Here is a 26,338-nt window from a genome sequence, read left to right as displayed (position 1 = left end):
CCGCACTGTAGCCAGCCCGGCGGTGATCTGCGTCGCTCAGGCATGCCTTGCCGCGTCGCCGCCCCGGGGAGCGCCCCGCAGGGGCGCGGGGAACGGCGCGACCAGCCACGACGGACCGGCAGTCGAGTGCCGCGCCCCGTTTTGGCGGTCTCCGGGTTGCGCGTAAGCCCGGGATAAGAGTTGAGCCCCCCCGACTCAGCTCTGTTGACTCCAGCGAAGCGCTCATGCATTCTTGAGCCAGATCCACTCAAGAAGTACATCTGGAGGAATCGAAATGGCACGTGCGGTCGGCATCGACCTGGGCACGACTAACTCTGTCGTCAGCGTTCTTGAAGGCGGCGAGCCCACCGTCATCACCAACGCCGAGGGCGCCAGGACCACGCCGTCCGTCGTCGCCTTCGCGAAGAACGGCGAGGTGCTGGTCGGCGAGGTCGCCAAGCGCCAGGCGGTCACGAACGTCGACAGGACCATCCGTTCGGTCAAGCGCCACATGGGCACTGACTGGAAGGTGGACATCGACGACAAGGGGTTCAACCCCCAGCAGATCTCGGCGTTCATCCTGCAGAAGCTGAAGCGCGACGCGGAGTCCTACCTGGGCGAGAAGGTGGCCGACGCGGTCATCACCGTCCCGGCGTACTTCAACGACTCGGAGCGTCAGGCCACCAAGGAGGCCGGCGAGATCGCGGGCCTGAACGTCCTGCGCATCGTCAACGAGCCGACGGCCGCCGCTCTGGCGTACGGCCTCGACAAGGACGACCAGACGATCCTCGTCTTCGACCTCGGTGGCGGCACCTTCGACGTGTCCCTCCTGGAGATCGGCGACGGCGTCGTCGAGGTGAAGGCCACGAACGGCGACAACCACCTCGGTGGTGACGACTGGGACCAGCGCGTCGTCGACTACCTGGTCAAGCAGTTCAACAACGGCCACGGCGTGGACCTGGGCAAGGACAAGATGGCGCTCCAGCGCCTGCGCGAGGCGGCCGAGAAGGCCAAGATCGAGCTGTCCTCCTCCACGGAGACCACGATCAACCTGCCCTACATCACGGCGTCCGCCGAGGGCCCGCTGCACCTGGACGAGAAGCTCACGCGCGCCCAGTTCCAGCAGCTCACGTCCGACCTCCTGGAGCGCTGCAAGACGCCGTTCCACAACGTCATCAAGGACGCGGGCATCCAGCTCTCCGAGATCGACCACGTCGTTCTCGTCGGTGGCTCGACCCGTATGCCCGCCGTCGCGGAGCTCGTCAAGGAGCTGACCGGCGGCCAGGACGCCAACAAGGGCGTGAACCCGGACGAGGTCGTCGCCATCGGCGCCGCCCTGCAGGCCGGTGTCCTCAAGGGCGAGGTCAAGGACGTCCTGCTCCTCGACGTCACCCCGCTGTCCCTCGGCATCGAGACCAAGGGAGGGATCATGACCAAGCTCATCGAGCGCAACACCACGATCCCGACCAAGCGTTCCGAGATCTTCACGACGGCCGAGGACAACCAGCCGTCCGTCCAGATCCAGGTCTACCAGGGCGAGCGCGAGATCGCGGCGTACAACAAGAAGCTCGGAATGTTCGAGCTCACGGGCCTGCCGCCGGCCCCGCGCGGTGTCCCGCAGATCGAGGTCGCCTTCGACATCGACGCCAACGGCATCATGCACGTGACGGCCAAGGACCTCGGCACCGGCAAGGAGCAGAAGATGACCGTCACCGGCGGCTCCTCGCTGCCGAAGGACGAGGTCGACCGCATGCGCCAGGAGGCCGAGCAGTACGCGGACGAGGACCACAAGCGCCGCGAGGCCGCCGAGTCCCGCAACCAGGGCGAGCAGCTCGTCTACCAGACGGAGAAGTTCCTCGCGGACAACGCCGACAAGGTCCCCGGTGACGTGAAGACCGAGGTCGAGTCCGCCGTCGAAGAGCTGAAGGAGAAGCTCAAGGGCGAGGACACGGCGGAGATCCGCACGGCCACCGAGAAGGTCGCGGCCGTCTCCCAGAAGCTGGGCCAGGCCATGTACGCGGACGCTCAGGCCGCGCAGGGTGCCGAGGGCGCTGCCCCCGGTGCCGAGGGCGGCGAGGCCCCGAACATGTCCAAGGAAGACGACGTGGTCGACGCAGAGATCGTCGACGACGAGAAGCCCGGTGACACGAAGGGCGGCGCCGCATGACCGAGGAGACTCCGGGCTTCGGTGACAGCACCGAGCAGCCTGACGTCCCCTCCGGCGCCACCCCTGATGACGCGGCGCCGCAGGCCGCCGAGCCCTCCATCGAGGAGGGCCCGGCGTCCCCGGCCGGGGACGCAAGCAAGACATCTGCCCAGTCGGCTCAGTCGGCCCAGTCGGCACAGTCCGCTCAGGACGTGGGTCTGATCGCGCAGCTCGACCAGGTGCGCACGGCGCTCGGCGAGCGCACGGCGGACCTCCAGCGGCTGCAGGCGGAGTACCAGAACTACCGCCGCCGCGTGGAGCGGGACAAGGTCACGGTCAAGGAGATCGCCGCGGCGAACCTCCTGTCCGAGCTTCTCCCGACCCTCGACGACGTCGGCCGCGCCCGTGAACACGGCGAGCTGGTCGGCGGGTTCAAGTCGGTCGCGGAGGCCCTTGAGACGGTCGTCGCCAAGATGGGCCTGCAGCAGTTCGGCAAGGAGGGCGAGCCCTTCGACCCGACGATCCACGAGGCCCTGATGCACTCGTACGCACCCGACGTCACCGAGACGACGTGCGTCGCGATCCTGCAGCCGGGGTACCGCATCGGCGAGCGCACCATCCGCCCCGCGCGGGTGGCCGTCGCCGAGCCGCAGCCGGGCGCGCAGACAGTCAAGGGCGAGGAATCCGCCGAGGCCCCCGCCGATGCGGCGGAGGACAAGGAGACCGGTGGCCCGGACGAGGGCTGACATGACGGAGTTGTTGTGAAGCGAGAGGAGGGACGTCGGGGATGAGCACCAAGGACTTCATCGAGAAGGACTACTACAAGGTCCTCGGCGTCCCCAAGGACGCCACCGAAGCCGAGATCAAGAAGGCGTACCGGAAGCTCGCCCGCGAGAACCACCCGGACGCCAACAAGGGCAACGTCAAGGCGGAAGAGCGCTTCAAGGAGATCTCCGAGGCGAACGACGTCCTCGGGGACCCCAAGAAGCGCAAGGAGTACGACGAAGCGCGTGCTCTCTTCGGCAACGGCGGCTTCAGGGCCGGTCCCGGAGCGGCGGGCGGCGGCGGTTCGTTCAACTTCGACCTGGGCGACCTCTTCGGAGGCGGCGCCCCGGGCGGTGGAGCGGGCGGCGCCGGTGCCGGCGGTGGCTTCGGGGGCGGTCTGGGTGACGTCTTCGGGGGCCTGTTCAACCGAGGCGGCACGGGCGCGGGCGGCGCGGGCACGCGTACGCAGCCCCGGCGGGGCCAGGACATCGAGTCCGAGGTCACGCTGAGCTTCACGGAGGCGGTGGACGGGGCCACGGTCCCGCTGCGGATGTCCTCCCAGGCTCCCTGCAAGGCCTGTTCCGGCACCGGCGACAAGAACGGCACACCGCGCGTGTGCCCGACCTGCGTCGGCACGGGCCAGGTCACGCGGGGAGGCGGCGGCGGTTTCTCCCTCACGGACCCGTGCGTGGACTGCAAGGGCCGTGGGCTCATCGCCCAGGACCCCTGCGAGGTCTGCAAGGGCTCGGGCCGGGCCAAGTCGTCGCGCACGATGCAGGTCCGCATTCCCGCGGGCGTGTCGGACGGCCAGCGCATCCGCCTGCGCGGCAAGGGCGGCCCCGGTGAACGGGGCGGTCCTGCGGGCGACTTGTACGTGGTCGTGCACGTCGACACCCACCCGGTCTTCGGCCGCAAGGGCGACAACCTGACGGTGACGGTGCCGGTGACGTTCACGGAGGCGGCCCTGGGCGGCGAGGTGAAGGTCCCCACACTGGGCGGCCCGCCGGTCACCCTGAAGCTGCCTCCGGGCACCCCCAACGGCCGTACGATGCGGGCGCGGGGCAAGGGCGCGGTCCGCAAGGACGGCTCGCGGGGCGACCTGCTCGTGACGGTGGAGGTGTCGGTCCCGACCGACCTCTCCGACACGGCGAAGGAAGCCCTGGAGGCTTACCGCAAGGCGACTGCGGACGACGATCCGCGGGCAGAACTGTTCCAGGCCGCGAAGGGAGCATGAGATGGACGGCCGTCGTCGAAATCCGTACCAACTGACCGACGAGACGCCGGTCTACGTCATCTCGGTGGCCGCCCAGCTGAGCGGACTCCACCCCCAGACCCTGCGCCAGTACGACCGCCTCGGCCTGGTCTCACCGGACCGCACGGCGGGCCGTGGCCGGCGCTATTCGGCCCGCGACATCGAACTGCTGCGCACGGTGCAGCAGTTGTCGCAGGAAGAGGGCATCAACCTCGCAGGCATCAAGCGCATCATCGAGCTGGAGAACCAGGTCGCGGCGCTGCAGGCGAGGGTGGTCGAGCTGTCAAGCGCCGTGGAGGGCGCGGCTGCGGCGATGCAGCAGCGCGAGGCGGCGGTCCACGCGTCGTACCGCCGTGACCTCGTCCCCTACCAGGACGTGCAACAGGCGAGCGCGCTGGTGGTGTGGCGTCCCAAGAGGTCGTCGGAGCAGTAGATTTCGTACGCTCATGTCGGGGCCGGGAGGGCAACCTCCCGGCCCCGACGTTTCTGCTCCGCCGGGGAAAATTGGGGGGCCGCCATGGCCATGGTGGGACTGTTCTGGATCGCCGAGGGCGATGTGTACGTGGGCGCGAAGCCGTCGGGCCTCGCGGCGGGGGTGCGACTGACCCCGGAGGGCATCGTGGCCCTGGGCGACAAGCAGTCGGCGTTCTACCCCTGGGACGAGGTGCGCGCCCTGACGGTCGAGGACGCCCCCGTGAGGTCGCTGAAGCGACAGGTGGGCGTCCTGGTGGACCTGGCCCTGACGGTGGGCCTGGGCGGCTCGGACGACGCACCGGCGATGACGGTGCGGATCGCGAGGGCGGAGTCGGAGCCGGAGTCGGAGCCGGAGTCGACGGAACTGATGGCGTACGTGGCAGCGGCCACGGGCTACTCCCAGTCGGAGTACGACCTGTCCCTCACGCTCCTGGCCCGCATGACGGAGGGCGAGGCGACCCTGCGCACGACGCTGGCGGCGATGGCGGAGTGGGGCCGGGCCCGGGAGGGCGGCTCGCCTCGGGGGGCCGAGCGGGAGGCGCTGCTGCGGCAGTGGGGCGGCGACGAGGGCGCCGCCTAGCTTTACCGCGTACTCACCTCGGTCACCGAGTACTCACCTCGGTCGGGTCTGGTCGAGGATTTCCGAGTGGGCGATGAGGTAGCCGAGTTGGGCCCGGCTGCCGCTGCCGAGGGCCGCCGCGATCTTGGCTATGTGGGCTCGGCAGGTGCGGACGTTCATGCCGAGGCGGCGCGCGATGGCCTCGTCGACGTGGCCCTCCACCAGCAGCTTGGCTATGGAGCGTTGAACGCCGGTGATGCCATCGGTCGAGGGAGGGTAGGGCACTTCGTCGAGGAGCGGAGTCGCCCAGCGCCATTGCTGCTCGAAGACCTTGGCGAGATAGTCGACCAGGCCGGGGTGGCGGAGCTCCAGGGCCACGTCGCGATCGGCACGCGCGGGGATGAGCGCGACGGCACGATCGAAGATCATCATCCGGTCGATCACTTCCTCCAGGGTCCGTATCTCCACGTTCTCCTGGGACATTCGTGCCGCGTAGGCGAGGGTTCCCTGGCTGTGCCGCATGGTGTGCTGATAGATGGTGCGCATGGAGATGCCGCGGTCGAGGACGGTCTGCCCGCGCTTCAGCGCCACGTTGAGCGTCTTCTCGCTGCGACCGCCTCCCGGCTGGACGGTGAGCACCTCGAAACGGCACTCCGCCGTGGCGCGCTCGATGGCCGCGTTGATGCGGGCCTCGCCCTCCAGGACGGTGATCGCGTGGGTAGCCGGTTCCTCACGCGCCGTGATGGCCATGAATGGCTCGAAAATATCGGCAAGTTGAACGGCGAGTCGCCGGCGATCCCTGATTTCCTGCTCGATGGGGTGGAGACGCTGCGCGAGTGCGGCGGACGGAGAGACCGGGCGCAGCCAGTCCGCGTCGTCCGGATCCGGGTGCAACAGGGCGGATTCCAGTAGGCAGGGAGCGTTCTCGGCCTCCGCGCGCGCCAAGCGTCCATTGCTGAGCGCGCTGGCGTACAGCCTCGACCCCTCGTCGCAAAGGGGGACGGCGGGGTGAGGATGTGTCGGTTTCGCACTTGTTGTAAGCAAATCTCCACCCCCCAGGGTCCTGAACGTGCAGGAACATGATGCATCGACCCTGTGGCTTTGACGTGCTCGATTGAGACATCGTCTTGTTGAGCCGGGGGAGAGGAACCTACCAAGTGAGGACGAAGCCGACCATGTTTAAGCGCATGCTTCGCTCGGTGCTTGTCACCACCTTCTCCGCAGGGCTGGCCTTGGGTGCGATGGGGGCTCTGGATCTCGGGTGGCACAGCGAGCCAGCGAGTACGAGTTCCGTTTCAGCTCCGTCCACGGACCTTGGCTGGAACATCGGTCCGGCGGGAGCGAAGGCATGAGCACCCCGCCCGACGATCGGACCTTCCGCCGAGAAATGGCCACCGCCTACCGCTCCGGTTGGCACTTCATCGATCTCGCCACCGCGATACCCCACGCAGGCGACTCGTTGATGGTCACGCTCCTCGGTGAGCCGGTGGTCGTCACCCGTGACGACGAGGAGGAGATCCGGGCCTACCGGTGCCTCCGCAAGCCGCGCGGCGCCCCCCAGCCCGTGCGGTGTGCCATTCGGTACGGGATGGTCTTCGTCAATCTCGACCGACGGGACCATCAGGTGGTCGGTGAGCCCGGCCGGCCCGGCGAGCAGCAGGAACAGCAGAGTTCGAGCACAGCGAGCACTACAAGAGCCATCACAGCCACCCCCCGCAGCGCCTGACGCGATCCCCCGTCGTTGTACATCGCGCAGGTGCTTCCCCCAGCAGCGGCGCCACCGTGGACCTGAACACGGTGGCGCCGCTGTGGTGTGGGCCGAAAGATCCGCCGGGTGCTACGCCTTGACGCCCGCCGCCGCCTTGCTGCCCATCGCCCGCGTCAGCGTGATCTCGATCAGCACGCGGTTCGGATTCGGCCTCGGAGCCCTCTGGTACCGCTCCTCGTAGCGCCGCTCGCCCTCCGCGATCTCCGCCTCCTCCGTACGCACGCACGCGTACCCCTCCAGCGTCGCCCAGCGCCGCCCGTCGACCTGGCAGACCGCCACGCGTGCCCCTGGCCCCTCCACGGCCGTCGCCGCGAGGACGTGGGACACCTTCGCGCTCGACTTGCTCGCGAGGACGCGGGCCACGCCCGCCTCCGGGTCGTACGTCACGCCGACCGGCACGACATGCGGGGTGCCGTCCGGGCGCAGCGTCGTCAGCGTGCACAGATGCCGCTCGCGCCAGAAGCTGAGGTATGCGGGGGTCGGGTGGTGCGGGTCCATGGCCATGGAGCGAACCTAACCGCCACTCCCGCGCATCCTGCCCTCGCCTCCCTTGAGTGGAATAGACTCAACTTTATGTACGCTGTTTAAGTCAGGTGGGCCGGGCCACTCGAACCGCCAGGCCGTACGAACGCAAGGAGGAGACGACTCACGTGGACGCCGAGCTGACCAACAGGAGCCGGGACGCGATCAACGCGGCCAGCAGCCTGGCCGTGAAGGACGGGCACCCCGACCTGACCCCGACGCATCTGCTTCTCGCGCTGCTCGAGGGGCAGGACAACGAGAACATCACCGACCTGCTCGCCGCGGTCGAGGCCGACCAGGCCGCCGTCCGCGCCGACGCCGAGCGGGCGCTGAGCAGCCTGCCCAGCGTCACGGGATCCACCGTCGCGCCGCCGCAGCCCAACCGCGACCTGCTCGCGGTCATCGCCGACGCCTCGCAGCGCGCGAAGGAGCTGGGCGATGATTACCTCTCCACAGAGCATCTGCTGATCGGCATCGCCGCCAAGGGCGGCCCTGCCGCGGAGGTCCTGAGCAAGCACGGGGCCACGGCCAAGAAACTGCTCGACGCGTTCGAGAAGGCAAGGGGAGGACGCCGGGTGACCACACAGGACCCGGAGGGTCAGTACAAGGCCCTGGAGAAGTTCGGGACCGACTTCACCGCCGCCGCGAGGGAGGGCAAGCTCGATCCCGTCATCGGGCGGGATCAGGAGATCCGGCGCGTGGTGCAGGTGCTTTCCCGGCGCACCAAGAACAACCCCGTCCTCATCGGCGAACCCGGCGTCGGCAAGACCGCCGTCGTCGAAGGGCTCGCGCAGCGCATCGTGAAGGGTGACGTCCCCGAGTCGCTGAAGAACAAGCGGCTCGTCTCCCTCGACCTGGGGGCCATGGTCGCGGGCGCGAAGTACCGCGGTGAGTTCGAGGAGCGGCTCAAGACCGTCCTCTCCGAGATCAAGGAGAGCGACGGGCAGATCGTCACCTTCATCGACGAGCTGCACACCGTCGTGGGGGCGGGAGCGGGGGGCGACTCCGCCATGGACGCGGGCAACATGCTCAAGCCCATGCTCGCCCGCGGCGAGCTGCGCATGGTCGGTGCGACCACCCTCGACGAGTACCGGGAGCGGATCGAGAAGGATCCCGCCCTGGAGCGCCGCTTCCAGCAGGTGCTCGTCGACGAGCCGAGCGTCGAGGACTCCATCGCCATCCTCCGCGGGCTCAAGGGGCGGTACGAGGCCCACCACAAGGTCCAGATCGCCGACAGCGCGCTCGTCGCGGCCGCCACGCTCTCCGACCGATACATCACCTCGCGCTTCCTGCCCGACAAGGCCATCGACCTCGTCGACGAAGCTGCCTCCCGGCTGCGGATGGAGATCGATTCCTCTCCCCTGGAGATCGACGAACTCCAGCGCGCCGTCGACCGGTTGAAGATGGAGGAGCTCGCCCTCAGCAAGGAGACCGACCCCGCGAGCAAGGAGCGCCTCGAAAGGCTGCGGCGCGACCTCGCCGACAAGGAGGAGGAGCTGCGCGGGCTCAACGCCCGCTGGGAGAAGGAGAAGCAGTCCCTCAACCGCGTCGGTGAGCTGAAGGAGAGGCTCGACGAGCTGCGCGGTCAGGCCGAACGCGCCCAGCGCGACGGGGACTTCGACACCGCGAGCAAGCTGCTCTACGGCGAGATCCCCGCCCTCGAACACGACCTGGAGGTCGCTTCCGAGGCCGAGGAGGAGGTCTCCAAGGACACCATGGTCAAGGAGGAGGTCGGTCCCGACGACATCGCCGATGTGGTCGGTGCCTGGACCGGCATCCCCGCCGGGCGCCTCCTGGAGGGCGAGACGCACAAGCTTCTGCGCATGGAGGAGGAGCTCGGCAAGCGGCTCATCGGGCAGACCGAGGCCGTGCAGGCGGTGTCGGACGCCGTGCGCCGCACGCGGGCCGGGATCGCCGACCCCGACCGCCCCACCGGGTCCTTCCTCTTCCTCGGGCCGACCGGCGTCGGCAAGACCGAGCTGGCGAAGGCCCTCGCGGACTTCCTCTTCGACGACGAGCGCGCCATGGTCCGCATCGACATGAGCGAGTACGGCGAGAAGCACAGCGTGGCCAGGCTGGTCGGCGCCCCTCCCGGGTACGTCGGCTACGAGGAGGGCGGCCAGCTCACCGAGGCGGTACGCAGGCGCCCGTACAGCGTCGTCCTGCTCGACGAGGTCGAGAAGGCGCACCCGGAAGTCTTCGACGTGCTGCTCCAGGTGCTCGACGACGGGCGGCTCACCGACGGGCAGGGCCGAACGGTGGACTTCCGCAACACCATCCTCGTCCTGACCTCCAACCTCGGCAGCCAGTACCTCGTCGAGCCGCTGACCTCCGAGGAGGAGAAGAAGCAGCAGGTCCTTGAGGTCGTACGGGCCTCTTTCAAGCCGGAGTTCCTGAACCGGCTCGACGACCTCGTCGTCTTCTCCGCGCTCAGCAAGGACGAGCTCGCGCACATCGCCGAGCTGCAGATCGACCGCCTCGCGAAGAGGCTCGCCGAGCGGCGGCTCACGCTGGAGGTCTCCCCGGAGGCGCTGGCGTGGCTGGCGGACGAGGGCAACGACCCGGCGTACGGCGCACGGCCGCTGCGGCGCCTCATCCAGACGTCCATCGGCGACCGGCTCGCCAAGGAGATCCTCTCGGGCGAGGTGAAGGACGGGGACACGGTGCGCGTGGACCGCTTCGAGGATGGCCTGATCGTCGGTCCGGCGACAGCAAACGCGGCGTAACCCGGTCACATCGGGGGCGGGGGTTGCGGGCCCCCGCCCGACATGGGGCAGGATGGCGGAATCCGTACGAAGGGACTAAGCACGTGAGCATCGACCCGTCCTCGATTCCGAATTTCGGGGGACAGCCCGAACCGCAGCAGGGCGATGGACCGGCGGGCCCCGTTGTCCCCGACCAGGACCTGGTCAAGCAGCTCCTGGACCAGATGGAGCTCAAGCACGTCGTCGACGAAGAGGGTGACCTCGCGGCGCCGTGGGAGGAGTTCCGCACGTACTTCATGTTCCGTGGCGAGGGTGACCAGCAGGTCTTCTCGGTGCGGACGTTCTACGACCGCGCGCACGGCATCGAAGAGAAGTCCCAGCTCCTCGAGGCGATCGACGACTGGAACCGCCGCACCCTGTGGCCGAAGGTCTACACGCACACCCACGACGACGGCACCGTCCGCCTCATCGGCGAGGCGCAGATGCTGATCGGCACCGGCGTCTCCCTCGAGCACTTCGTGTCGTCCACGGTCAGCTGGGTGCGGGCCGCGATCGAGTTCGACAAGTGGCTCGTCGAGCAGCTCGGCCTTGAGGCCGAGGTCGACGGCACCGAGGGTGAAGAGAAGCCCGACGACGAGGCCTAGGCAACGCGCCTGGTCCACGTTCAGAGCGAGAGCCCGGCCAGAACGGCCGGGCTCTCGCCATGTCCGGGGCTACAGCGACTTCAGCCGTGAGACGGCTTCCGCCAGGACCTCGTCCTTCTTGCAGAACGCGAAGCGCACGAAGGGGGCCCCGGCCTCCCGGTGGTCGTAGAAGACCGCGTTCGGGATGGCGACCACGCCGACGCGCTCGGGCAGGGCCCGGCAGAAGGCGAAGCCGTCGGACTCTCCCAGACGGCGGATGTCGGTGGTGATGAAGTACGTGCCCGCCGGGCGGTAGACGTCGAAGCCCGCCGCCGTCAGGCCCTCGCTCAGCAGGTCCCGCTTGGCGCGCATGCCCTCGGCGAAGGCCGTGAAGTAGGAGTCCGGCAGGGCCAGGGCCTCCGCGATCGCGTACTGGAACGGGCCCGCGGACACGTACGTGAGGAACTGCTTCGCCGACCGGACCGCCGTCACCAGCTCCGGCGAGGAGGTGATCCAGCCGACCTTCCAGCCGGTGTACGAGAACGTCTTGCCGGCCGAGCCGATCGTCACCGTGCGCTCGCGCATGCCGGGGAAGGAGGCGAGGGGGATGTGCACCGTGCCGTCGCCGTCGTCGAAGACGAGGTGTTCGTAGACCTCGTCCGTGACCACCAGGAGATCGCGCTCGACCGCGAGCCTCGCGATCTCGGCGAGCTCCGCGCGGGTCAGGACCGTGCCGGTCGGGTTGTGCGGGGTGTTGAGCAGCAGCAGCCGCGTGTGAGGCGTGATCGCGTCGCGCAGTTCGTCCAGGTCGAGCCGGAAGCGCCCCTCGGCCGCGTCCGGGCGCAGCGTCACGGGGACGCGCTTGCCACCGGCGAGGGCGATCGAGGCCGCGTACGAGTCGTAGTACGGCTCCAGGGCGATCACCTCGTCGCCGGGCTCGACCAGGGCGAGCAGGGAGGCCGCGATGGCCTCGGTCGCACCCGCCGTGACCAGGACCTCGCGGTCGGGGTCGTACGAGAGGCCGTACCGGCGCCGCTGGTGCTCGGCGACGGCCGTGCGGAGCTCGGGGATGCCGGGGCCCGGCGGGTACTGGTTGCCGCGGCCGTCGCGCAGGGCGCGGACCGCGGCCTCGCGGATCTCCTCGGGACCGTCCGTGTCGGGGAAGCCCTGGCCGAGGTTGATGGCGCCCGTTTTCACGGCAAGCGCGGACATCTCGGCGAAAATCGTCGTACCGAACTCGGCGAGGCGGCGGTTGAGCAGCGGGCGCCCGCTCCCGGATGTGGAGGTCATGGCCGCCATCCTGCGCCGAACCTCTGGAGTTCCTCAACTCTGCTTTGGGGCGGCATGCGCGGGGGCATTCCCCTTTCACAACAAGAACAACAGGAAAAAGAACGCGGACCCACGGGGGGCCTGCTTCGGGGGAACGGAAAGGGGCGTGAAGGTCATGAGCTTGGTCTTCGTGTTTGTCGGTGCGGTCGTGCTCGTCGTCGCACTCGCGGTCAAGGGTGGCCGTGGACGTGGTGGGCGCTCGCACTCCGGGGCGGCCGGTGCGTCAGGTTCCGCCGGCGGCAGCTGGTGGGCCGGTGGCGGCGACAGCGGCGGCCACCACGGTGGCAGCTCCTGTGGCGGCGGTTCGTCCTGCGGCGGCAGCTCCTCGTGCGGCGGCGGTGGCGGTTGTGGCGGTGGCGGAGGCAGCTGACACGGGGCAGCTGGTCCGTCCATCTGTTGAAGTGCCCGGTGGGAGGCAACTCCTGCCGGGCACTTTGTCGTTGAGGGATTGAACAGTTGAACTGTGCACCCCCCGGGGGATGGAAACCCTCCGAAGTTGGGTAAAAACGCTGTGGCAGTGCAGCAGTCCATGATTCCCTCTTAACCGTCAGCACCGCCCTCGTACGGACGACTCGGACAAACGGACCGTTTCGTTCGCGTGGGCACGAGCCGGCATTCCGACCTCCCGGTGTCCGACCGGGTGCGCCGGCACCACCTCCATTGCGCGTTAGCGGAGCCGACCCATGCTCACGACCCTGAAGACTGTCTATACCGACACGTGCGCCGCGGACCTCGCCTGGACCTTGGGGCGCGAGCCGCTGCCCGCGCTCGCCACACTCGAACTCGAACTCGCCGACGCGCGAATGGAGTTGAGACTCCTGGGGGCATCACACCAGGTGCTTCTCGAAGAGGAGCAGGGCACCTGCTCCGAGACCGTCGCCTGCATCCCCGGCAGCAGTACGCCACTTCCGCTCGGCGTCTCCAAGCGCCTTGGCGAGTGGGAGTACGAATTCGCGGCGCGCGTCGAGACCCTCTCGCACGGCCAGTTCGCGGGCCGCGCGCAGGAACTGCTCGCTCTGGTGGCCGAGCATCCGCACGGCCTCGCCGGGGTCTTCCCCGGCAGTCCGCACGCGTTCACGGCGATGCTGGCGCAGCGGCACGAGGGCGCGGTGCAGTGGCGCACCTGGCACGCCTACCCGCAGGACGGTCAACTCGTGGCGACGCGCACCCGCGTGGGCGTGCGAATGCCGGCAGCGCTCTGACCGCGGGGCGCGCGGCGCTCTGACCAAGGGGCGACCAGGGCGTGACCAAGTGCCCCTTGCCGCGCCCCATATACACCTCTGACGGCCAGTTGCACCCTTGTGGGTGACTGGACGTGAGGGTTCGGTGACGTAGCGTTCCGAGGATGATCGAGCCGTCAACGCATTTACCCGTGACGCCCCGGACGGGGCGGTTCCTCGTCCTGGCGGGCGTCTTCATCTGCGCGGCCTGCGGTCTGGTGTACGAACTCGAACTGGTCGCCCTCGCCTCGTACTTGATCGGTGACTCGGTCACGCAGGCGTCGGTGGTCCTCTCGGTGATGGTCTTCGCCATGGGCATCGGCTCCCTGCTCGCCAAGCACCTGCGGTGCCGGGCCGCGGCCGGATTCGCCCTGGTCGAGGCGGCGCTCGCGCTGGTCGGCGGGCTCAGTGCGATGGCGTTGTACGCGGCGTTCGCCTGGACCGGCGACCGTGGCGAGGTCTGGGCGAGCGGTTCGCGGTACCTGCTCGTCGCCTTCTCGCTCGCCATCGGCCTGCTCATCGGCGCCGAAGTGCCGCTGCTCATGGTGCTCATCCAGCGGATCAGACGGCAGGACCCCAGCGGCGCCGTGTCGGACCTGTTCGCCGCGGACTATGTGGGCGCGCTCGTGGGCGGCCTCGCCTTTCCCTTCCTCCTGCTCCCCCTGCTCGGCCAGCTGACCGGGGCGCTGATCACCGGCGCGATCAACGCGCTCGCGGGCGGGGCGCTCGTCTTCGGCCTGTTCCGGCACGACTTGAGCGTGCGGGGCCGCTGGGCACTGGTCGTCGTGAACGTCACCGTCCTCGGCCTGCTCGCCTCGGCCGCCGTGCTCGTCGGCGACTTCGAGGCCGCGGCGCGACGGGCGGTCTACGGCAAGGACGTACGGGTCGCCGTGCAGACCGACGTCCAGGAAGTGGTCCTCACCGGCGGCAGGCACGCCTCGCTCGACCTCTACCTCGACGGGCGCCTGCGCGTCAGCGGCCGTGACGAGCACCGCTACCACCGGGCGCTCGTCGCCCCCGCGATGAACGGCCCGCACGCGCGCGTGCTGATCCTCGGCGGCGGCGACGGCCTCGCGGCGCGCGAGGTGCTGCGGCACCCGGGGGTGCGACGGGTGGACGTCGTCGAACTCGACCCGGGAGTGGTGAGGTTGGCGCGCCGCGACCCGGCGCTGAGCGAGCTGAACGAGCAGGTGTACCGCGACCCCCGGGTGCGGGTGGTGCACTCCGACGCGTTCCGCTGGCTGCGCTCGCCCCCTCGTACGTACGACGTGGTGATCTCCGATCTGCCCGACCCCGGCATCACCGCGAGCACCAAGCTCTACTCCCAGGAGTTCTACGGTTTGGCGTGCCGGGCCCTGGCCGTGGGCGGACGCCTCTCCGTGCACGCGGGTCCTGTCGCCGCGCGGCCCCGCGTCTTCTGGACGGTGGAGGCGACGCTGCGGGCGGCGGGGCTGCGGACCGAGCCGTACCGCGTGGGCGGCAGGCTCTCCGCGTTCGCCGCGGGGCCCGACCGGACGGCGGACGGTGCGCCGGCGCCGCGCGACTGGGGCTTCGTGCTCGCCGCCAGATCCCGCCCGGTCGTCGGCCCGCCCCGGACGGCGGCGCTGCTGCGGGTGGGCGTGGCGTCCGCCGAACGGACGCGGATGCGGGGCCTTGCCCCCTCCACACTGGTGCACCCGCGGTACGCGAACTGACGAACTGACGTACATGGTGTCGGCCACGTGGGTAGGCTCGGCTGCCATGGAGCATGAGGTGTTCGTTCCGGTTCCCGCCGACCGTCTTCAGCAGGTGCTGAGTGACCCCGAGCAGGTCGCTGGGGCGGTGCCCGGACTTCAGCGCGACGCTGACGAGTCCGCGTCCCCGCTCTCCGGCCGTCTCAAGGTGCGGGTCGGCGGGCACACGATCACGTACCGCGGCGCGGCGCGGGCCGCCGCGCGGGGCGACGGTTCCTTCGCGATCGAGGGCGAGGGCGTGGAGGTGCGGGGCGGCGGCTCCGTGAAGCTCTCGCTCTCGGTGCGGCTCGCCCCCTCCGAGGACGGGACCGGGACCCGGTTGGTCTTCTCCGGCACGGGTGCGGGGGAGGGGCGCGTCACCGAAAGTTCTCCACAGGCTGTGGAGGGCGCGGTGCGGCGGCTGCTTGAGCGGTTTGCGGAGGGGTTGGGGCGGGGGGCCGAGGAGCCCGCGCCTGAGCCTGTGGTGCCTGAGGTCGAGACCGTCGAGGAGGCCTCCGTCTTCGAGACGGAGGTGCCGCCGTCGTCGTTCGACGAGGACGTCGACGTAGACGTCGAGGACATCCTGGTGCCGCCCGCGGAGGCGGCGCATGCTCGGCGGACGATGATCGGGCGCAGCGCGGAGGAGGTCGACCACGCGCCGCCCCGGGGGCGGTACGCGCCCGCGCCTGCGGCGGAGGCGATGTCGACCTCCGCCAAGCTGCGGTGGGCTGCGCCCGCGGCGGCGGTGGTGCTGGCCTCGGCGATCGTGGTGGGCCGAGCGCTACGGCGCAGGCGCTGAAGCCTTGCGCACCGTCATCACCGGCTCCGCCGAGTTCGTCCTCAAACGCCGGACGGGCTGAGAATCAGCCCCTCCGGCGTTTGAGGAGCGGGGTCTGGGGCGGAGCCCCAGGTAGGCCCGGGGCGCAGGCACGGTTTTCGGGAAGGGGCGGGGTTGGGGAAATGTCCCTGCCCGTAGGGTCGACCCCGTGAGTAGCGAAGAAGACGTGACACTGACCGCGGGTGACGCGGAAGTTACCGTGCAGGCGGGGAACGGCTGCCGGGTCGGGAGCCTCAAGGTCGGCGGGATCGAACTGCTGAGGCAAGGGCACCGCTACGGCTGCTTCCCCATGGCCCCCTGGGCCGGCCGCATCCGCGAGGGGAAATTCCGCAACGGCGGCACCCTCCACCAGATGCCCCTCAACTCCCCGCCCCACGCCATCCACGGCTTCGCCAGGGACGCGGCATGGCGCACCGCCCGCGCGGGGAAGACGGAGGCCGCCTTCACGTACGACCTCACCGACCCGTGGCCCTACGAAGGCCGCGTCACGCAGATCATCGACCTCACCGAGGACTCCCTCACCCTCACCCTCGGCATCGAGACGTACGGAGACTCCTTCCCCGCCCAGGCGGGCTGGCACCCGTGGTTCAACCGCAGCCTCGGGGGCGACGGCGTACGCGTCGACTTCACCCCCTCCTGGCAGGAGGAGCGCGGCGACGACCACCTCCCCACCGGCAACCGCATCGCCCCCACCCCCGGCCCCTGGGACGACTGCTTCGGCATGCCCGACGGCGTCGACGTCACCCTCACCTGGCCGGAGCAGATCGAGCTCACGGTGAAGAGCCGCGAGCAGTGGGCCGTCGTCTACGACGAGCAGGAAGCCGCCGTGTGCGTCGAGCCGCAGACCGGCCCGCCGGACGGGCTCAACACCCTGCCCCGCCTCGTCACCCCCATCGACCCCCTGGAGACGTCGACGACCTGGACCTGGACGCGGCTCTGAGCTCCTTGACGCGGCTTTAAGCTGACAGGCATGACTGACGACGTACGTGGCGCGCTGCTGCAGCAGATCAAGGACAAGGCCGTGGTGCACGGCAAGGTGACCCTCTCCTCGGGGATGGAAGCCGATTACTACATCGACCTGCGCCGCATCACCCTCGACGGCGAGGCGGCCCCCCTGGTCGGCCAGGTGCTTCTCGACCTCACCGCCGACCTCGACTTCGACGCCGTGGGCGGCCTCACCATGGGCGCCGACCCCGTCGCCGGCGCGATGCTGCACGCCTCCGCCGCGCGGGGCAAGCGCCTCGACGCCTTCGTCGTGCGCAAGGCCGCCAAGGCGCACGGCATGCAGCGCCGCGTCGAGGGCCCGGACATCAAGGGGCGCCGCGTTCTCGTCGTCGAGGACACCTCCACCACCGGTGGCTCCCCGCTCACCGCCGTCGAGGCCGTGCGCGAGGCAGGCGCCGAGGTGGTCGGCGTCGCGACCATCGTGGACCGTGCCACCGGGGCGGGCGAGAAGATCACCGAGGGCGCCGGGGTGCCGTACCTCTTCGCGTACTCCAAGGACGACCTCGGCCTGGACTAGAGGGCCGATCCGGAACACCTTCGGCTCCGCGGGCGGAGCCGTCCGGCAAGTCTGGAAAGATGGGGGCGACGATGACGTCGCCCCCTTAGGTCAGGGCCAAGCACACACCCGCACATCACAAGGAGCGGACACATGCCCATCGCAACCCCCGAGGTCTACGCCGAGATGCTCGACCGGGCGAAGGCAGGCAAGTTCGCCTACCCGGCCATCAACGTGACCTCCTCGCAGACGCTGCACGCCGCACTGCGCGGCTTCGCGGAGGCCGAGAGCGACGGCATCATCCAGATCTCCACCGGTGGTGCGGAGTTCCTGGGCGGCCAGCACAGCAAGGACATGGTGACGGGCGCCGTGGCCCTCGCCGAGTTCGCGCACATCGTCGCCGCGAAGTACGACATCACCGTCGCCCTTCACACCGACCACTGCCCCAAGGACAAGCTGGACACGTACGTCCGTCCGCTGATCGACGTCTCCGCCGAGCGCGTCAAGGCCGGTCGTAACCCGCTCTTCCAGTCGCACATGTGGGACGGCTCCGCCGAGACCCTCGCCGACAACCTGGCCATCGGCCAGGAGCTGCTCGCGAAGGCCGCCGCCGCGAAGATCATCCTTGAGGTCGAGATCACCCCGACCGGTGGCGAGGAGGACGGCGTCACGCACGAGATCAACGACGAGCTCTACACGACCGTCGACGACGCGCTGCGTACGGCCGAGGCGCTCGGCCTCGGCGAGAAGGGCCGTTACCTGCTCGCCGCCTCCTTCGGCAACGTCCACGGCGTCTACAAGCCGGGCAACGTCGTCCTGCGCCCCGAGCTCCTCAAGGACCTCCAGGAGGGCGTCAGCGCCAAGTACGGCAAGACGGCGGGCTCGCAGCCGTTCGACTTCGTCTTCCACGGCGGCTCCGGCTCCACGGCCGAGGAGATCGCGACCGCGCTCGAGAACGGCGTCGTGAAGATGAACCTCGACACGGACACGCAGTACGCCTTCACGCGTCCCGTCGCGGACCACATGTTCAAGAACTACGACGGCGTCCTGAAGGTCGACGGCGAGGTCGGCTCGAAGAAGACGTACGACCCCCGCACCTGGGGCAAGGCCGCCGAGGCGGGCATGGCCAAGCGCGTCACGGAGGCGTGCGGCAACCTGCGCTCCTCGGGCACGAAGCTGAAGTAAGGACCGCTGGTCCGGCTCAAGGGCCCGGTATCCCGTTCCAGGACGGGGTACCGGGCCCTTCGCGCTGCGCGATGGCGCAGACTGGAACCCATGGCCATTCACAAGGATCTGCTCGGGGGACCGCCCCCGACCCACCTGCCCGACGACCCGGAGCCGCGCGAGCTCCTCGCGAACGGCGCGGCACCCGCCGACGTCGCCGCGAAGTACCCCACATCCTCGCTCGCCTGGGCGCAGCTCGCCGACGAGGCGTTCGAGCGCGGCAGCGTCGTCGAGTCGTACGCGTACGCCCGCACCGGCTACCACCGCGGCCTCGACTCGCTGCGCCGGGCCGGCTGGAAGGGCCACGGCCCGGTGCCGTGGGAGCACGAGCCGAACCGCGGCTTCCTGCGCGCCCTGCACGGGCTCGCCCGCGCCGCGCAGTCGATCGGTGAGCAGGAGGAGTACGAGCGCTGCTCGGGCTTCCTGCGGGACTCCTCCCAGACGGCGGCGGCCACCCTGGGTTAGCCCCCGGATACGTACGTGACCTGCCTGGACGCCGCTGTGACCAGGCAGGTCTTGCCGTTTCGTGGGATGTTGCGGAGGATGCCGGTGGGGACCGGGGCCCCCGTGTCGGTAACGGCAGGGGCGGACCGCTACCCGGAGTACGTATCAAGGAGATCGCGATGTCCCAAGAGGCGGACACCCCGAACCTCGACTTCGCAGGAACCACCCCTTACGAGGACTACGTCCAGGCGGACGTCCTCACGCACCTCCAGCACCTGCGCTCGGACGACCCCGGAGAGATGGTCTTCCTGGTCACCACCCAGGTGATGGAGCTGTGGTTCACGGTCATCGTGCACGAGTGGGAGACCGCGTCGCACGCTCTGCGCCGCGACGACATCCCCACCGCCGTGGCCGCGCTCAAGCGCAGCCTGCGCGAGCTGGAGGCGCTGAACGCCTCCTGGCGCCCGCTCGCCCAGCTGACCCCCGGGCAGTTCAACTCCTACCGTTCCGCGCTCGGCGAGGGATCCGGATTCCAGTCCGCGATGTACCGCCGCATGGAGTTCCTGCTCGGCGACAAGTCCGCGTCCATGCTGGTGCCGCACCGGGGCGCGCCGCGCGTCCACGCGGAGCTGGAGAAGGCGCTCCAGGAGCCGAGCCTGTACGACGAGGTCCTCGCCCTGCTCGCCCGCCGCGGCCACGCCGTACCGGCCGCCGTGCTGCAGCGTGACCTGACGCAGAAGTACGAGCCGTCGCCCGAGGTCGAGAAGGTGTGGACCGACCTCTACTCCGGCGACGAGCACGACGAACTCGCCCGCCTGGGCGAGGTGTTGACGGACGTCGCCGAGCTGGTGTGGCGCTGGCGCAACGACCACCTGGTGGCGACCCGGCGCGCGATGGGCTCCAAGACGGGCACGGGCGGCTCGGCCGGCGTGGCCTGGCTGGAGAAGCGCGCGACGAAGAACGTCTTCCCCGAGCTGTGGACTGCGAGGAGCCATGTCTGACTCGGATCTCCAGGCGCAAGCGGCAAAGAAGGACGCCGAGGATGAACTCCGGGGAAAGAGAGGGGAGTTCGTCCTGGACGACACCGTCTACCTGGACGGCAACTCGCTGGGCGCGCTGCCCGCCGTCGTCCAGGAGCGGGTCGCGGACGTCATCTCCCGGCAGTGGGGAAAGCTGCGCATCCGCTCCTGGGACGAGAGCGGCTGGTGGACCGCGCCCGAGCGCATCGGTGACCGCATAGCCCCCCTCGTGGGCGCGGCCCCGGGCCAGATCGTCGTCGGCGACTCCACGAGCGTGAACGTCTTCAAGGCGCTGGTCGCCGCGGTACGCATGGTCCGTGACTCGGGCGAGGGGCGCGACGAGATCGTCGTTGACGCGACGACCTTCCCCACGGACGGGTACATCGCCCAGTCCGCGGCGCGGATGACGGGGTGCACTCTGGTGCCGGTCACGCCGGCGGAGGTGCCCGGTGTCCTCGGCCCGCGCACGGCGGTCGTCCTGCTCAACCACGCCGACTACCGCACGGGGCGGCTGCACGACCTGCCCGGCCTGACGGCGGCCGTGCACGACGCGGGCGCGCTCGTGGTGTGGGACCTGTGCCACACCGCCGGTGCGCTGCCCGTCGGGCTCGACGCGCACGGCGTGGACCTCGCGGTCGGGTGCACCTACAAGTACCTGAACGGGGGGCCCGGCTCACCTGCCTACATCTACGTACGGGCGGATCTGCAGGCGCGCTTCGACTCCCCGCTGCCCGGCTGGAACTCGCACGCCGAGCCCTTCGGGATGCGGCCGGAGTTCGAGGCGGCGCAGGGCGCCGTGCGGGGCCGGGTCGGTACGCCCGACATCCTGTCGATGCTGGCGCTCGACGCGGCGCTCGACGTCTGGGACGGGGTGTCCATCGAGGCGGTGAGGGCCAAGTCCCTCGCGCTGACGGACTTCTTCGTCGACTGCGTGACGGCCTACGTCCCCGAGGGCCGGGTCGATGTGCTCACCCCGGCCGCGCACGGGCAGCGCGGCAGCCAGGTCGCGCTGCGGTCCGAGGACGCGGGTGACGTCATGCGGCGCCTGGTCGAGCAGGGCGTCGTCGGGGACTTCCGGGCGCCGGACGTGCTGAGGTTCGGCTTCACGCCGCTGTACGTCGGCTTCGCCGATGTGGAGCGGGCGGCGGGGGTGCTCGCGCGGACGTTGGGTGAGCCTGCGGGGTAACATCCCGCCGTTCGCCGGACGGGCTGAAGATTCAGCCCGTCCGGCGATTGAGGACGAACTCGGCGAAGCCGGTGATCAACGGTCGCCACTGGCGGCGGAGCCGGTGTCGGGAAGGGGTGGGGTAGGGGAAGATCAACAGACCAGCAGTCCCACGCACCCCGCAGAGAGGTTGTCGCATGCCGGACGACGCCGACGCCGTGGCCCGCGATGCCGCCGAGGCCGACGCCGCCTTCTCACACCCCGCGGTGACGCCCGACGCCACCGCCGCGTACGGCGAACACCCTGACCAGGTGGTCGACTTCTACCAGCCCCGGATCACTACGGAGACCCCCGCGCCCCTCGTCGTCGTCCTGCACGGCGGCGCCTGGCGCGCCCCGTACGACCGGCAGCACCTCACTCCCTTCGCGGACTTCCTGGCCAGACGGGGCTTCGCGGTGGCCAACGTCGAGTACCGCAGGGGAAGTTCGATCCCCGCCCAGGGGGGCGGCCCCGCCGCGGGGCGCTGGCCCGAGACCTTCGACGACGTCGCCGCCGCTTTCGACGCGCTCCCCGCTCTGGTGGCCGAGCTCCTGCCGTCGGCCGACATCCGCCGCACCGTCGTCACCGGCCACTCCGCCGGCGGTCAGCTCGCCCTCTGGGCCGCCGCCCGGCACGTGCTGCCCACCGGCTCCCCCTGGCGCACCGACCGGCCCGCCCCCTTCCGGGGCGTCGTCGCCCTCGCGCCCATCGCCGACTTCCGCGTCGCGCAGGAGCTGGGTGTCTGCTCGGACGCCGCCCTTCAACTCCTCGGCGGAGAAGGGAAGTTCGACGAGCGGCTCGCGCACGCCGACCCCGCGGCCCTGCTGCCGACGGGCATCGCCACGACCGTCGTCCAGGGGCGTACCGACATCGTCGTGCCGCAGGCGGTCGCCGAGGCGTACGCCGACGCGGCGGCCAAGGCGGGCGAGGTCGTCGGGGTCACACTCCTCGAGGACGTCGGGCACTTCCCGCTGATCGACCCGGCGGCCGACGCCTGTGCGGTGGTGGCGGAGGAGATCGCGCAGCTGGCGTTCTGAGCGTGTGGCTACGGGACCCGGACTCAGACCTCCACAAGGAGCTCCCGTAGCCCCCGGATCACGAAGTTCGGCTTCCGCTCAGGCTCGGCGGCCAGCGTCAGGCCGGGCGCGCGGCGGAGCAACGCACGCAGGGACGCGGCGAGTTCGATGCGGGCCAGGGGTGCGCCGATGCAGTAGTGGATGCCCGCGCTGAAGGAGATGTGCGGGTTCTCGGCTCGGGCGAGGTCCAGTTCGGCGGGGGCGGTGAACACCGCCGGGTCGTGGTTCGCGGAGCCGAAGAGGAGAGCGACCTCGCTGCCGCGCGGGATCACGGTGCCGTCGACCTCGATGTCGTCCAGGACCCACCGCTCGAAGAGCTGCAGCGGAGTGTCGTACCGCATCAACTCCTCCACGGCGGTGGGGACCAGACCCCCGGGATCCGCGCGCAGGGCCGCCAGTTGTGCCGGATTGCGGAAGAGCGCGTACCAGCCGTTGACGGTTGCGTTGACCGTAGCCTCGTGCCCCGCGTTGAGCAGGAGCACGCACGTGGAGATCATCTCCTGCTCGCTGAGGGACTCACCTTCCTCGTACGCGGCGATGAGCCCGGAGATGAGATCGTCACCGGGCTTCTCGCGTCGCGCGGCGATGAGTTCGCGCAGATACGCCGAGAATGCGAGCGAGGCCCGGACGGCCCGCCCCGCGGTCTCCTCGGACGGGTTCAGCTCGTACATTCCGCAGATGTCGGCCGACCAGGGCCGCAGCTGGTCCCGGTCGCTCTCGGGGATGCCCAGCATCTGGGCGATCACCGCCACGGGCAGCGGCTCGGCGACGCGTGCGGCGAGGTCACCGCCCCCGTCGGCCACCAGCTCCCGCACGAGCCGGTCGGCCAACTCCTCGACGTACGGCCTGAGTTGCTCGACCGTGCGGGGCGTGAAGGCCTTCGACACCAGGCGCCGGATGCGGGTGTGGGTCGGCGCCTCCAGGTCGAGCATGCCGTTGTCGTTCAGGACGTGGAACGGCTCGTGCTCGGGCGGCGGCGCCTGCCTCCCGAACTCCTCGTGGGTGAAGCGGTGCAGATAGGTCCGCCCGAGCCGCCGGTCCCTGAGCAGCGCCGATACGTCGGCGTGGTGCGGGATCAGCCACTGGTCGGTCGGCTCGAAGTAGTGCACACGGCCGGCTGCCCGCAGTTGTGCGTAGGCCGGGTAGGGGTCGGCGACGAACTCCGGTGACCAGGGGGCGAAGGGAGCGGTGGGGCTGTCCATGCAGGGACGCTATGCGCTGTCGGCCGGGTCGGAAAGGGGCCCGCACCGCTCGTGCTCGTCGGACGGGGTCCGGCGTCGACAGTCGAAGCCGGTGGTCGGGGTCAGCCCGGCGTGACCAGCCTTGCCTCGTACGCGAACACCGCCGCCTGCGTGCGGTCCCGCAGCCCCAGTTTCACCAGGATGCGGCTCACGTGGGTCTTGATCGTGGACTCGGCGACGACGAGGCGCGAGGCGATCTCCGAGTTGGAGAGCCCCTGCGCGATGAGCACCAGGACCTCCGTCTCGCGCTCGGTGAGCTCGCCGTACTGCTGTGCCTGGACCGTCGCCGAGAGGCGAGGCGTCTCGCCCAGTTTCGAGAACTCCGTGATGAGGCGTCGCGTCACGGACGGGGCGAGCAGGGCCTCGCCCGCCGCCACCACCTTGACGCCGTCCGCGAGTTGGCGTGCCGACGCGTCCTTCAGGAGGAAGCCGGACGCGCCCGCGCGCAGCGCCTGGTAGACGTACTCGTCGAGGTCGAACGTGGTGAGGACGAGGACCTTCGACGTGACGTCGGCCGCGACGATCTCGCGGGTCGCCTCGATGCCGTTCAGGACGGGCATGCGGATGTCCATCAGGACGACGTCCGGGGTGAGCTCGCGGACGCGGTCGACCGCCTCGCGGCCGTTGACCGCCTCTCCGACGACCTCGATGTCCGGCATCGCGTTCAGCAGGACGGAGAAGCCTTCGCGGACCATCATCTGGTCGTCGGCGATCAGTACGCGGATCGTCATTCCTGGCCTCCGGTGGGTTCCGAGGCGGACGCGACCGGCAGGAAGACGGTGACTTCGTAGCCGCCGTCGGCGGTCTCCTCGGTCGTCATCTCGCCGTCCAGCATCGTGACACGCTCGCGCATGCCGGTGATGCCGTGGCCCGCTCCGGGGGAGGGCTTGACCAGGCCGGTCGCGGGCCCGTTGACGATGCGCAGGCCCAGGCCGCCGAGGACGTAGCCGACCTCGACGCGGGCCGTGGCGCCGGGTGCGTGGCGCAGGGTGTTGCTCAGCGCCTCCTGGACGATGCGGTACGCGGAGAGCTCGACGCCCTGCGGGAGTTCGCGGACCGCGCCGGTGATCACCTTCTCGACGTCGAGTCCGGTCTCGCTCACGTTCGCGATGAGCCGGTCGAGGTCGGCGAGCGTGGGCTGCGGGGCGTCCGGTGCCTCGTAGTCCTCGGCGCGTACGACACCGAGGACGCGGCGCAGCTCCGTCAGCGCGGCCACGGCGTTCTCGCGGATCGTGACGAACGCCTGCTCCAGCTCGGGCGGCGGGTTCTCCACGCGGTAGGGCGCGGCCTCCGCCTGGATGGCGACCACCGACATGTGGTGCGCGACCACGTCGTGCAGCTCGCGCGCGATGGTGGTCCGCTCTTCGAGCAGTGTCCGCTTGTCGCGCTCGATGGCGGTGACCGTCCGCTGGACGGTGACCTCGCGCTGTGCCTCGCGGCGGATGTGCACGAGGGAGGCGGCGAGGAGGGCGAGCGCGGAGAAGAAGAGCATCTGCGGGGTGTCCGTGCCGTAGTAGCCCGCGCCGAGGAAGACCTCGGCGCCGACGCCGTACAGCGCGGTGCCGAACCACATCCACGCGGCGGTGCGGGGGCGGGTCCGCAGGGCGATCACCGTCATGACGGTGAGGTGCGCGAGGAACGCGGCCGGGGTCCACGGCCAGCCGTCCCAATGGCCGCCGAGTACGCCGGTGAAGGGCGTGCTCACGATCGAGATCCACCAGGCGCCGACCGGCCTGAGCAGGGTCATGAGGACGGCGGCGGCCGGGACGAGGCCGGTGATCATGAATTCGAGGCCGCTGCCGGAGTCCACCGTGTACGCGAGGGCGAGGGTGAAGAAGGTGGCGGTCATGACCGCGGCGTGCGGGGTCCAGCCGGCGTACTGGCGTATGCGGGCGGGAAGCCGCCGGGTCAGCGGGCCGTCCGTACGCATCGTGGGCAGCGGTCGGTAGGCGAAGGCATCCCGGAAGAGGTCCTGCCGGAGCCCCCCGAGAGCATCCATGGCCATACGGAACTCCGGGCTGCGGTTGCTGCCGGGGGCGGTCTTGGTCGCGTCAGTCACGCTTACGAAGGTACGTGTGAGGGGTCGGGGGGGTCGTCCCCTCAGGGACGGGTTCTGCGGGGTCCGTCGCAGGTACTACACGGGGTGACCGGACGGCTGCGGGGCTGGTCCGTCTTGGGGGCGGGGCGGCGGGCGGTTTGTTGGCCGGGGTGCGGTGCGGGTTCGTCTGTGGGTGCGGTGCCGCGCCGGTATGTCCGTCCTCGCTATCGTCCGGTGACCGCAGGGCTACTTCGGCCCCGGAGCGCCGCGAACCGTGCTCCGGGCGGACATACCGCCACGTCCCCTCGGGTGTGCTGTCGGCTGCAGGCGCGTGCGTGCGGCGGCGCGGTCCGCCTGTGGGTGCGGTGCCGCGCCGGTATGTCCGTCCTCGCTATCGTCCGGTGGCCGCGGGGCTGCTTCGGCTCCGGAGCGCCGCGAACCGTGCTCCGGGCGGACATACCGGCCCGTCCCCTCGCGAGCGTCGCCGACTGCGGGTCGATGGGGCCGCCCTCCCACCGACCCACCCCGCCCGCACACGCCGTGTCGCAGCCCCCACCCGCAGTGCTGTACGCGTCCTCCCGCCCACCTCATCCGCTCACCCCCTTGTGTCGCAGCCCCCCCACCCGCGCTGCTGTACGCGTCCTCCCGCCCACCTCATCCGCTCACCCCCTTGTGTCGCAGCCCTCCACCCGCGCTGCT

25 protein-coding genes are annotated in these 26,338 nt (G+C 70.3%); 19 read left to right on the top strand and 6 right to left on the bottom strand.

Annotated features, from left to right (window positions below; genetic code table 11):
• Positions 1 to 274: 274 nt before the first annotated feature.
• The 5 genes from dnaK (at position 275) to ABD378_RS09170 (ending at position 5,196) form a co-directional block, all read left to right on the top strand.
• Positions 275 to 2,146: a molecular chaperone DnaK gene (gene dnaK / locus ABD378_RS09190; RefSeq protein WP_344520051.1), complete on the top strand. Its 1,872-nt coding sequence runs from the start codon at positions 275 to 277 to the stop codon at positions 2,144 to 2,146.
• The gene (gene grpE / locus ABD378_RS09185) at positions 2,143 to 2,871 is read left to right on the top strand and encodes a nucleotide exchange factor GrpE (RefSeq protein ID WP_344520050.1); all 729 of its coding nucleotides are present in this window, start codon (positions 2,143 to 2,145) and stop codon (positions 2,869 to 2,871) included. The genes dnaK and grpE overlap by 4 nt, the downstream gene beginning before the upstream one ends.
• Positions 2,872 to 2,912: 41 nt before the next feature.
• On the top strand, positions 2,913 to 4,124 hold the full coding sequence (dnaJ, locus tag ABD378_RS09180) for a molecular chaperone DnaJ (RefSeq protein WP_344520049.1): 1,212 nt from the start codon (positions 2,913 to 2,915) through the stop codon (positions 4,122 to 4,124).
• A gap of 1 nt (position 4,125) precedes the next feature.
• The gene (locus tag ABD378_RS09175; RefSeq protein WP_344520048.1) at positions 4,126 to 4,575 is read left to right on the top strand and encodes a heat shock protein transcriptional repressor HspR; all 450 of its coding nucleotides are present in this window, start codon (positions 4,126 to 4,128) and stop codon (positions 4,573 to 4,575) included.
• An 84-nt stretch (positions 4,576 to 4,659) separates the two neighbouring features.
• Complete coding sequence (locus tag ABD378_RS09170; RefSeq protein ID WP_344520047.1) at positions 4,660 to 5,196, top strand: hypothetical protein; 537 nt, start codon at positions 4,660 to 4,662, stop codon at positions 5,194 to 5,196.
• Between the two features lie 33 nt (positions 5,197 to 5,229).
• Here the strand turns inward: ABD378_RS09170 and ABD378_RS09165 are convergent, their stop codons facing one another.
• Positions 5,230 to 6,219: a helix-turn-helix transcriptional regulator gene (locus ABD378_RS09165; protein WP_344520046.1), complete on the bottom strand. Its 990-nt coding sequence runs from the start codon at positions 6,217 to 6,219 to the stop codon at positions 5,230 to 5,232.
• A 304-nt stretch (positions 6,220 to 6,523) separates the two neighbouring features.
• On the opposite strand from ABD378_RS09165, the gene ABD378_RS09160 reads away from it, so the two are divergent.
• On the top strand, positions 6,524 to 6,901 hold the full coding sequence (locus tag ABD378_RS09160) for a hypothetical protein (RefSeq protein WP_344520045.1): 378 nt from the start codon (positions 6,524 to 6,526) through the stop codon (positions 6,899 to 6,901).
• Between the two features lie 111 nt (positions 6,902 to 7,012).
• Here the strand turns inward: ABD378_RS09160 and ABD378_RS09155 are convergent, their stop codons facing one another.
• Positions 7,013 to 7,447: a pyridoxamine 5'-phosphate oxidase family protein gene (locus ABD378_RS09155; protein ID WP_344520044.1), complete on the bottom strand. Its 435-nt coding sequence runs from the start codon at positions 7,445 to 7,447 to the stop codon at positions 7,013 to 7,015.
• Positions 7,448 to 7,593: 146 nt separating this feature from the next.
• Between ABD378_RS09155 and clpB the strand changes: the two genes are divergently transcribed.
• Together clpB and ABD378_RS09145 are read left to right on the top strand one after the other, a co-directional pair.
• Positions 7,594 to 10,191, top strand: coding sequence for an ATP-dependent chaperone ClpB (gene clpB, locus ABD378_RS09150; protein WP_344520043.1), 2,598 nt, complete (start codon positions 7,594 to 7,596; stop codon positions 10,189 to 10,191).
• Positions 10,192 to 10,274: 83 nt separating this feature from the next.
• Positions 10,275 to 10,814: a YbjN domain-containing protein gene (locus ABD378_RS09145; RefSeq protein WP_344520042.1), complete on the top strand. Its 540-nt coding sequence runs from the start codon at positions 10,275 to 10,277 to the stop codon at positions 10,812 to 10,814.
• 69 nt (positions 10,815 to 10,883) lie between these two features.
• Here the strand turns inward: ABD378_RS09145 and ABD378_RS09140 are convergent, their stop codons facing one another.
• Complete coding sequence (locus tag ABD378_RS09140; protein ID WP_386544426.1) at positions 10,884 to 12,092, bottom strand: pyridoxal phosphate-dependent aminotransferase; 1,209 nt, start codon at positions 12,090 to 12,092, stop codon at positions 10,884 to 10,886.
• A 145-nt stretch (positions 12,093 to 12,237) separates the two neighbouring features.
• Here ABD378_RS09140 and ABD378_RS09135 point away from each other — a divergent pair, with 145 nt between their 5' ends.
• From ABD378_RS09135 to ABD378_RS09085, 11 genes are all read left to right on the top strand, one after another.
• Positions 12,238 to 12,492, top strand: a complete 255-nt coding sequence (locus ABD378_RS09135) for a hypothetical protein (protein WP_344520040.1) — start codon at positions 12,238 to 12,240, stop codon at positions 12,490 to 12,492.
• A gap of 313 nt (positions 12,493 to 12,805) precedes the next feature.
• Positions 12,806 to 13,324 carry a DUF2617 family protein gene (locus ABD378_RS09130; protein ID WP_344520039.1) on the top strand — a complete coding sequence of 173 codons (519 nt, stop codon included), beginning with the start codon at positions 12,806 to 12,808 and terminating at the stop codon, positions 13,322 to 13,324.
• Positions 13,325 to 13,467: 143 nt separating this feature from the next.
• Positions 13,468 to 15,036: a polyamine aminopropyltransferase gene (locus ABD378_RS09125; protein WP_344520038.1), complete on the top strand. Its 1,569-nt coding sequence runs from the start codon at positions 13,468 to 13,470 to the stop codon at positions 15,034 to 15,036.
• A 46-nt stretch (positions 15,037 to 15,082) separates the two neighbouring features.
• Entirely contained in the window at positions 15,083 to 15,853 is a 771-nt protein-coding gene (locus tag ABD378_RS09120; RefSeq protein ID WP_344520037.1) for an SRPBCC domain-containing protein, read from the top strand.
• Between the two features lie 187 nt (positions 15,854 to 16,040).
• A complete protein-coding gene (locus tag ABD378_RS09115) occupies positions 16,041 to 16,832 on the top strand; it encodes an aldose epimerase family protein (RefSeq protein ID WP_344520036.1) in 792 nt (263 codons plus the stop codon).
• 30 nt (positions 16,833 to 16,862) lie between these two features.
• Complete coding sequence (gene pyrE / locus ABD378_RS09110; RefSeq protein WP_344520035.1) at positions 16,863 to 17,414, top strand: orotate phosphoribosyltransferase; 552 nt, start codon at positions 16,863 to 16,865, stop codon at positions 17,412 to 17,414.
• Positions 17,415 to 17,546: 132 nt separating this feature from the next.
• Positions 17,547 to 18,578 (top strand): class II fructose-bisphosphate aldolase, encoded by a 1,032-nt coding sequence (gene fbaA, locus ABD378_RS09105; protein ID WP_344520034.1) that lies wholly within the window; start codon positions 17,547 to 17,549, stop codon positions 18,576 to 18,578.
• Between the two features lie 90 nt (positions 18,579 to 18,668).
• Positions 18,669 to 19,082, top strand: coding sequence for a DUF3151 domain-containing protein (locus ABD378_RS09100; RefSeq protein WP_344520033.1), 414 nt, complete (start codon positions 18,669 to 18,671; stop codon positions 19,080 to 19,082).
• A 158-nt stretch (positions 19,083 to 19,240) separates the two neighbouring features.
• Positions 19,241 to 20,062 carry a tryptophan 2,3-dioxygenase family protein gene (locus ABD378_RS09095; protein ID WP_344520032.1) on the top strand — a complete coding sequence of 274 codons (822 nt, stop codon included), beginning with the start codon at positions 19,241 to 19,243 and terminating at the stop codon, positions 20,060 to 20,062.
• Positions 20,055 to 21,266 carry a kynureninase gene (gene kynU, locus ABD378_RS09090; protein ID WP_344520031.1) on the top strand — a complete coding sequence of 404 codons (1,212 nt, stop codon included), beginning with the start codon at positions 20,055 to 20,057 and terminating at the stop codon, positions 21,264 to 21,266. The genes ABD378_RS09095 and kynU overlap by 8 nt, the downstream gene beginning before the upstream one ends.
• A 176-nt stretch (positions 21,267 to 21,442) precedes the next feature.
• On the top strand, positions 21,443 to 22,321 hold the full coding sequence (locus ABD378_RS09085) for an alpha/beta hydrolase family protein (protein WP_344520030.1): 879 nt from the start codon (positions 21,443 to 21,445) through the stop codon (positions 22,319 to 22,321).
• Between the two features lie 23 nt (positions 22,322 to 22,344).
• Here the strand turns inward: ABD378_RS09085 and ABD378_RS09080 are convergent, their stop codons facing one another.
• The 3 genes from ABD378_RS09080 to ABD378_RS09070 form a co-directional block, all read right to left on the bottom strand.
• Positions 22,345 to 23,562 (bottom strand): cytochrome P450, encoded by a 1,218-nt coding sequence (locus ABD378_RS09080; RefSeq protein ID WP_344520029.1) that lies wholly within the window; start codon positions 23,560 to 23,562, stop codon positions 22,345 to 22,347.
• A gap of 101 nt (positions 23,563 to 23,663) precedes the next feature.
• Positions 23,664 to 24,332: a response regulator gene (locus tag ABD378_RS09075; protein ID WP_344520028.1), complete on the bottom strand. Its 669-nt coding sequence runs from the start codon at positions 24,330 to 24,332 to the stop codon at positions 23,664 to 23,666.
• A complete protein-coding gene (locus ABD378_RS09070) occupies positions 24,329 to 25,606 on the bottom strand; it encodes a sensor histidine kinase (protein ID WP_344520057.1) in 1,278 nt (425 codons plus the stop codon). Before ABD378_RS09070 ends, ABD378_RS09075 begins: the two co-directional genes overlap by 4 nt.
• Between the last annotated feature and the right edge of the window lie 732 nt (positions 25,607 to 26,338).

It is taken from the genome of Streptomyces rectiviolaceus, from assembly GCF_039533825.1.
Lineage (GTDB): Bacteria > Actinomycetota > Actinomycetes > Streptomycetales > Streptomycetaceae > Streptomyces > Streptomyces rectiviolaceus.
This window is presented reverse-complemented; position numbering and strand designations above follow the sequence as displayed.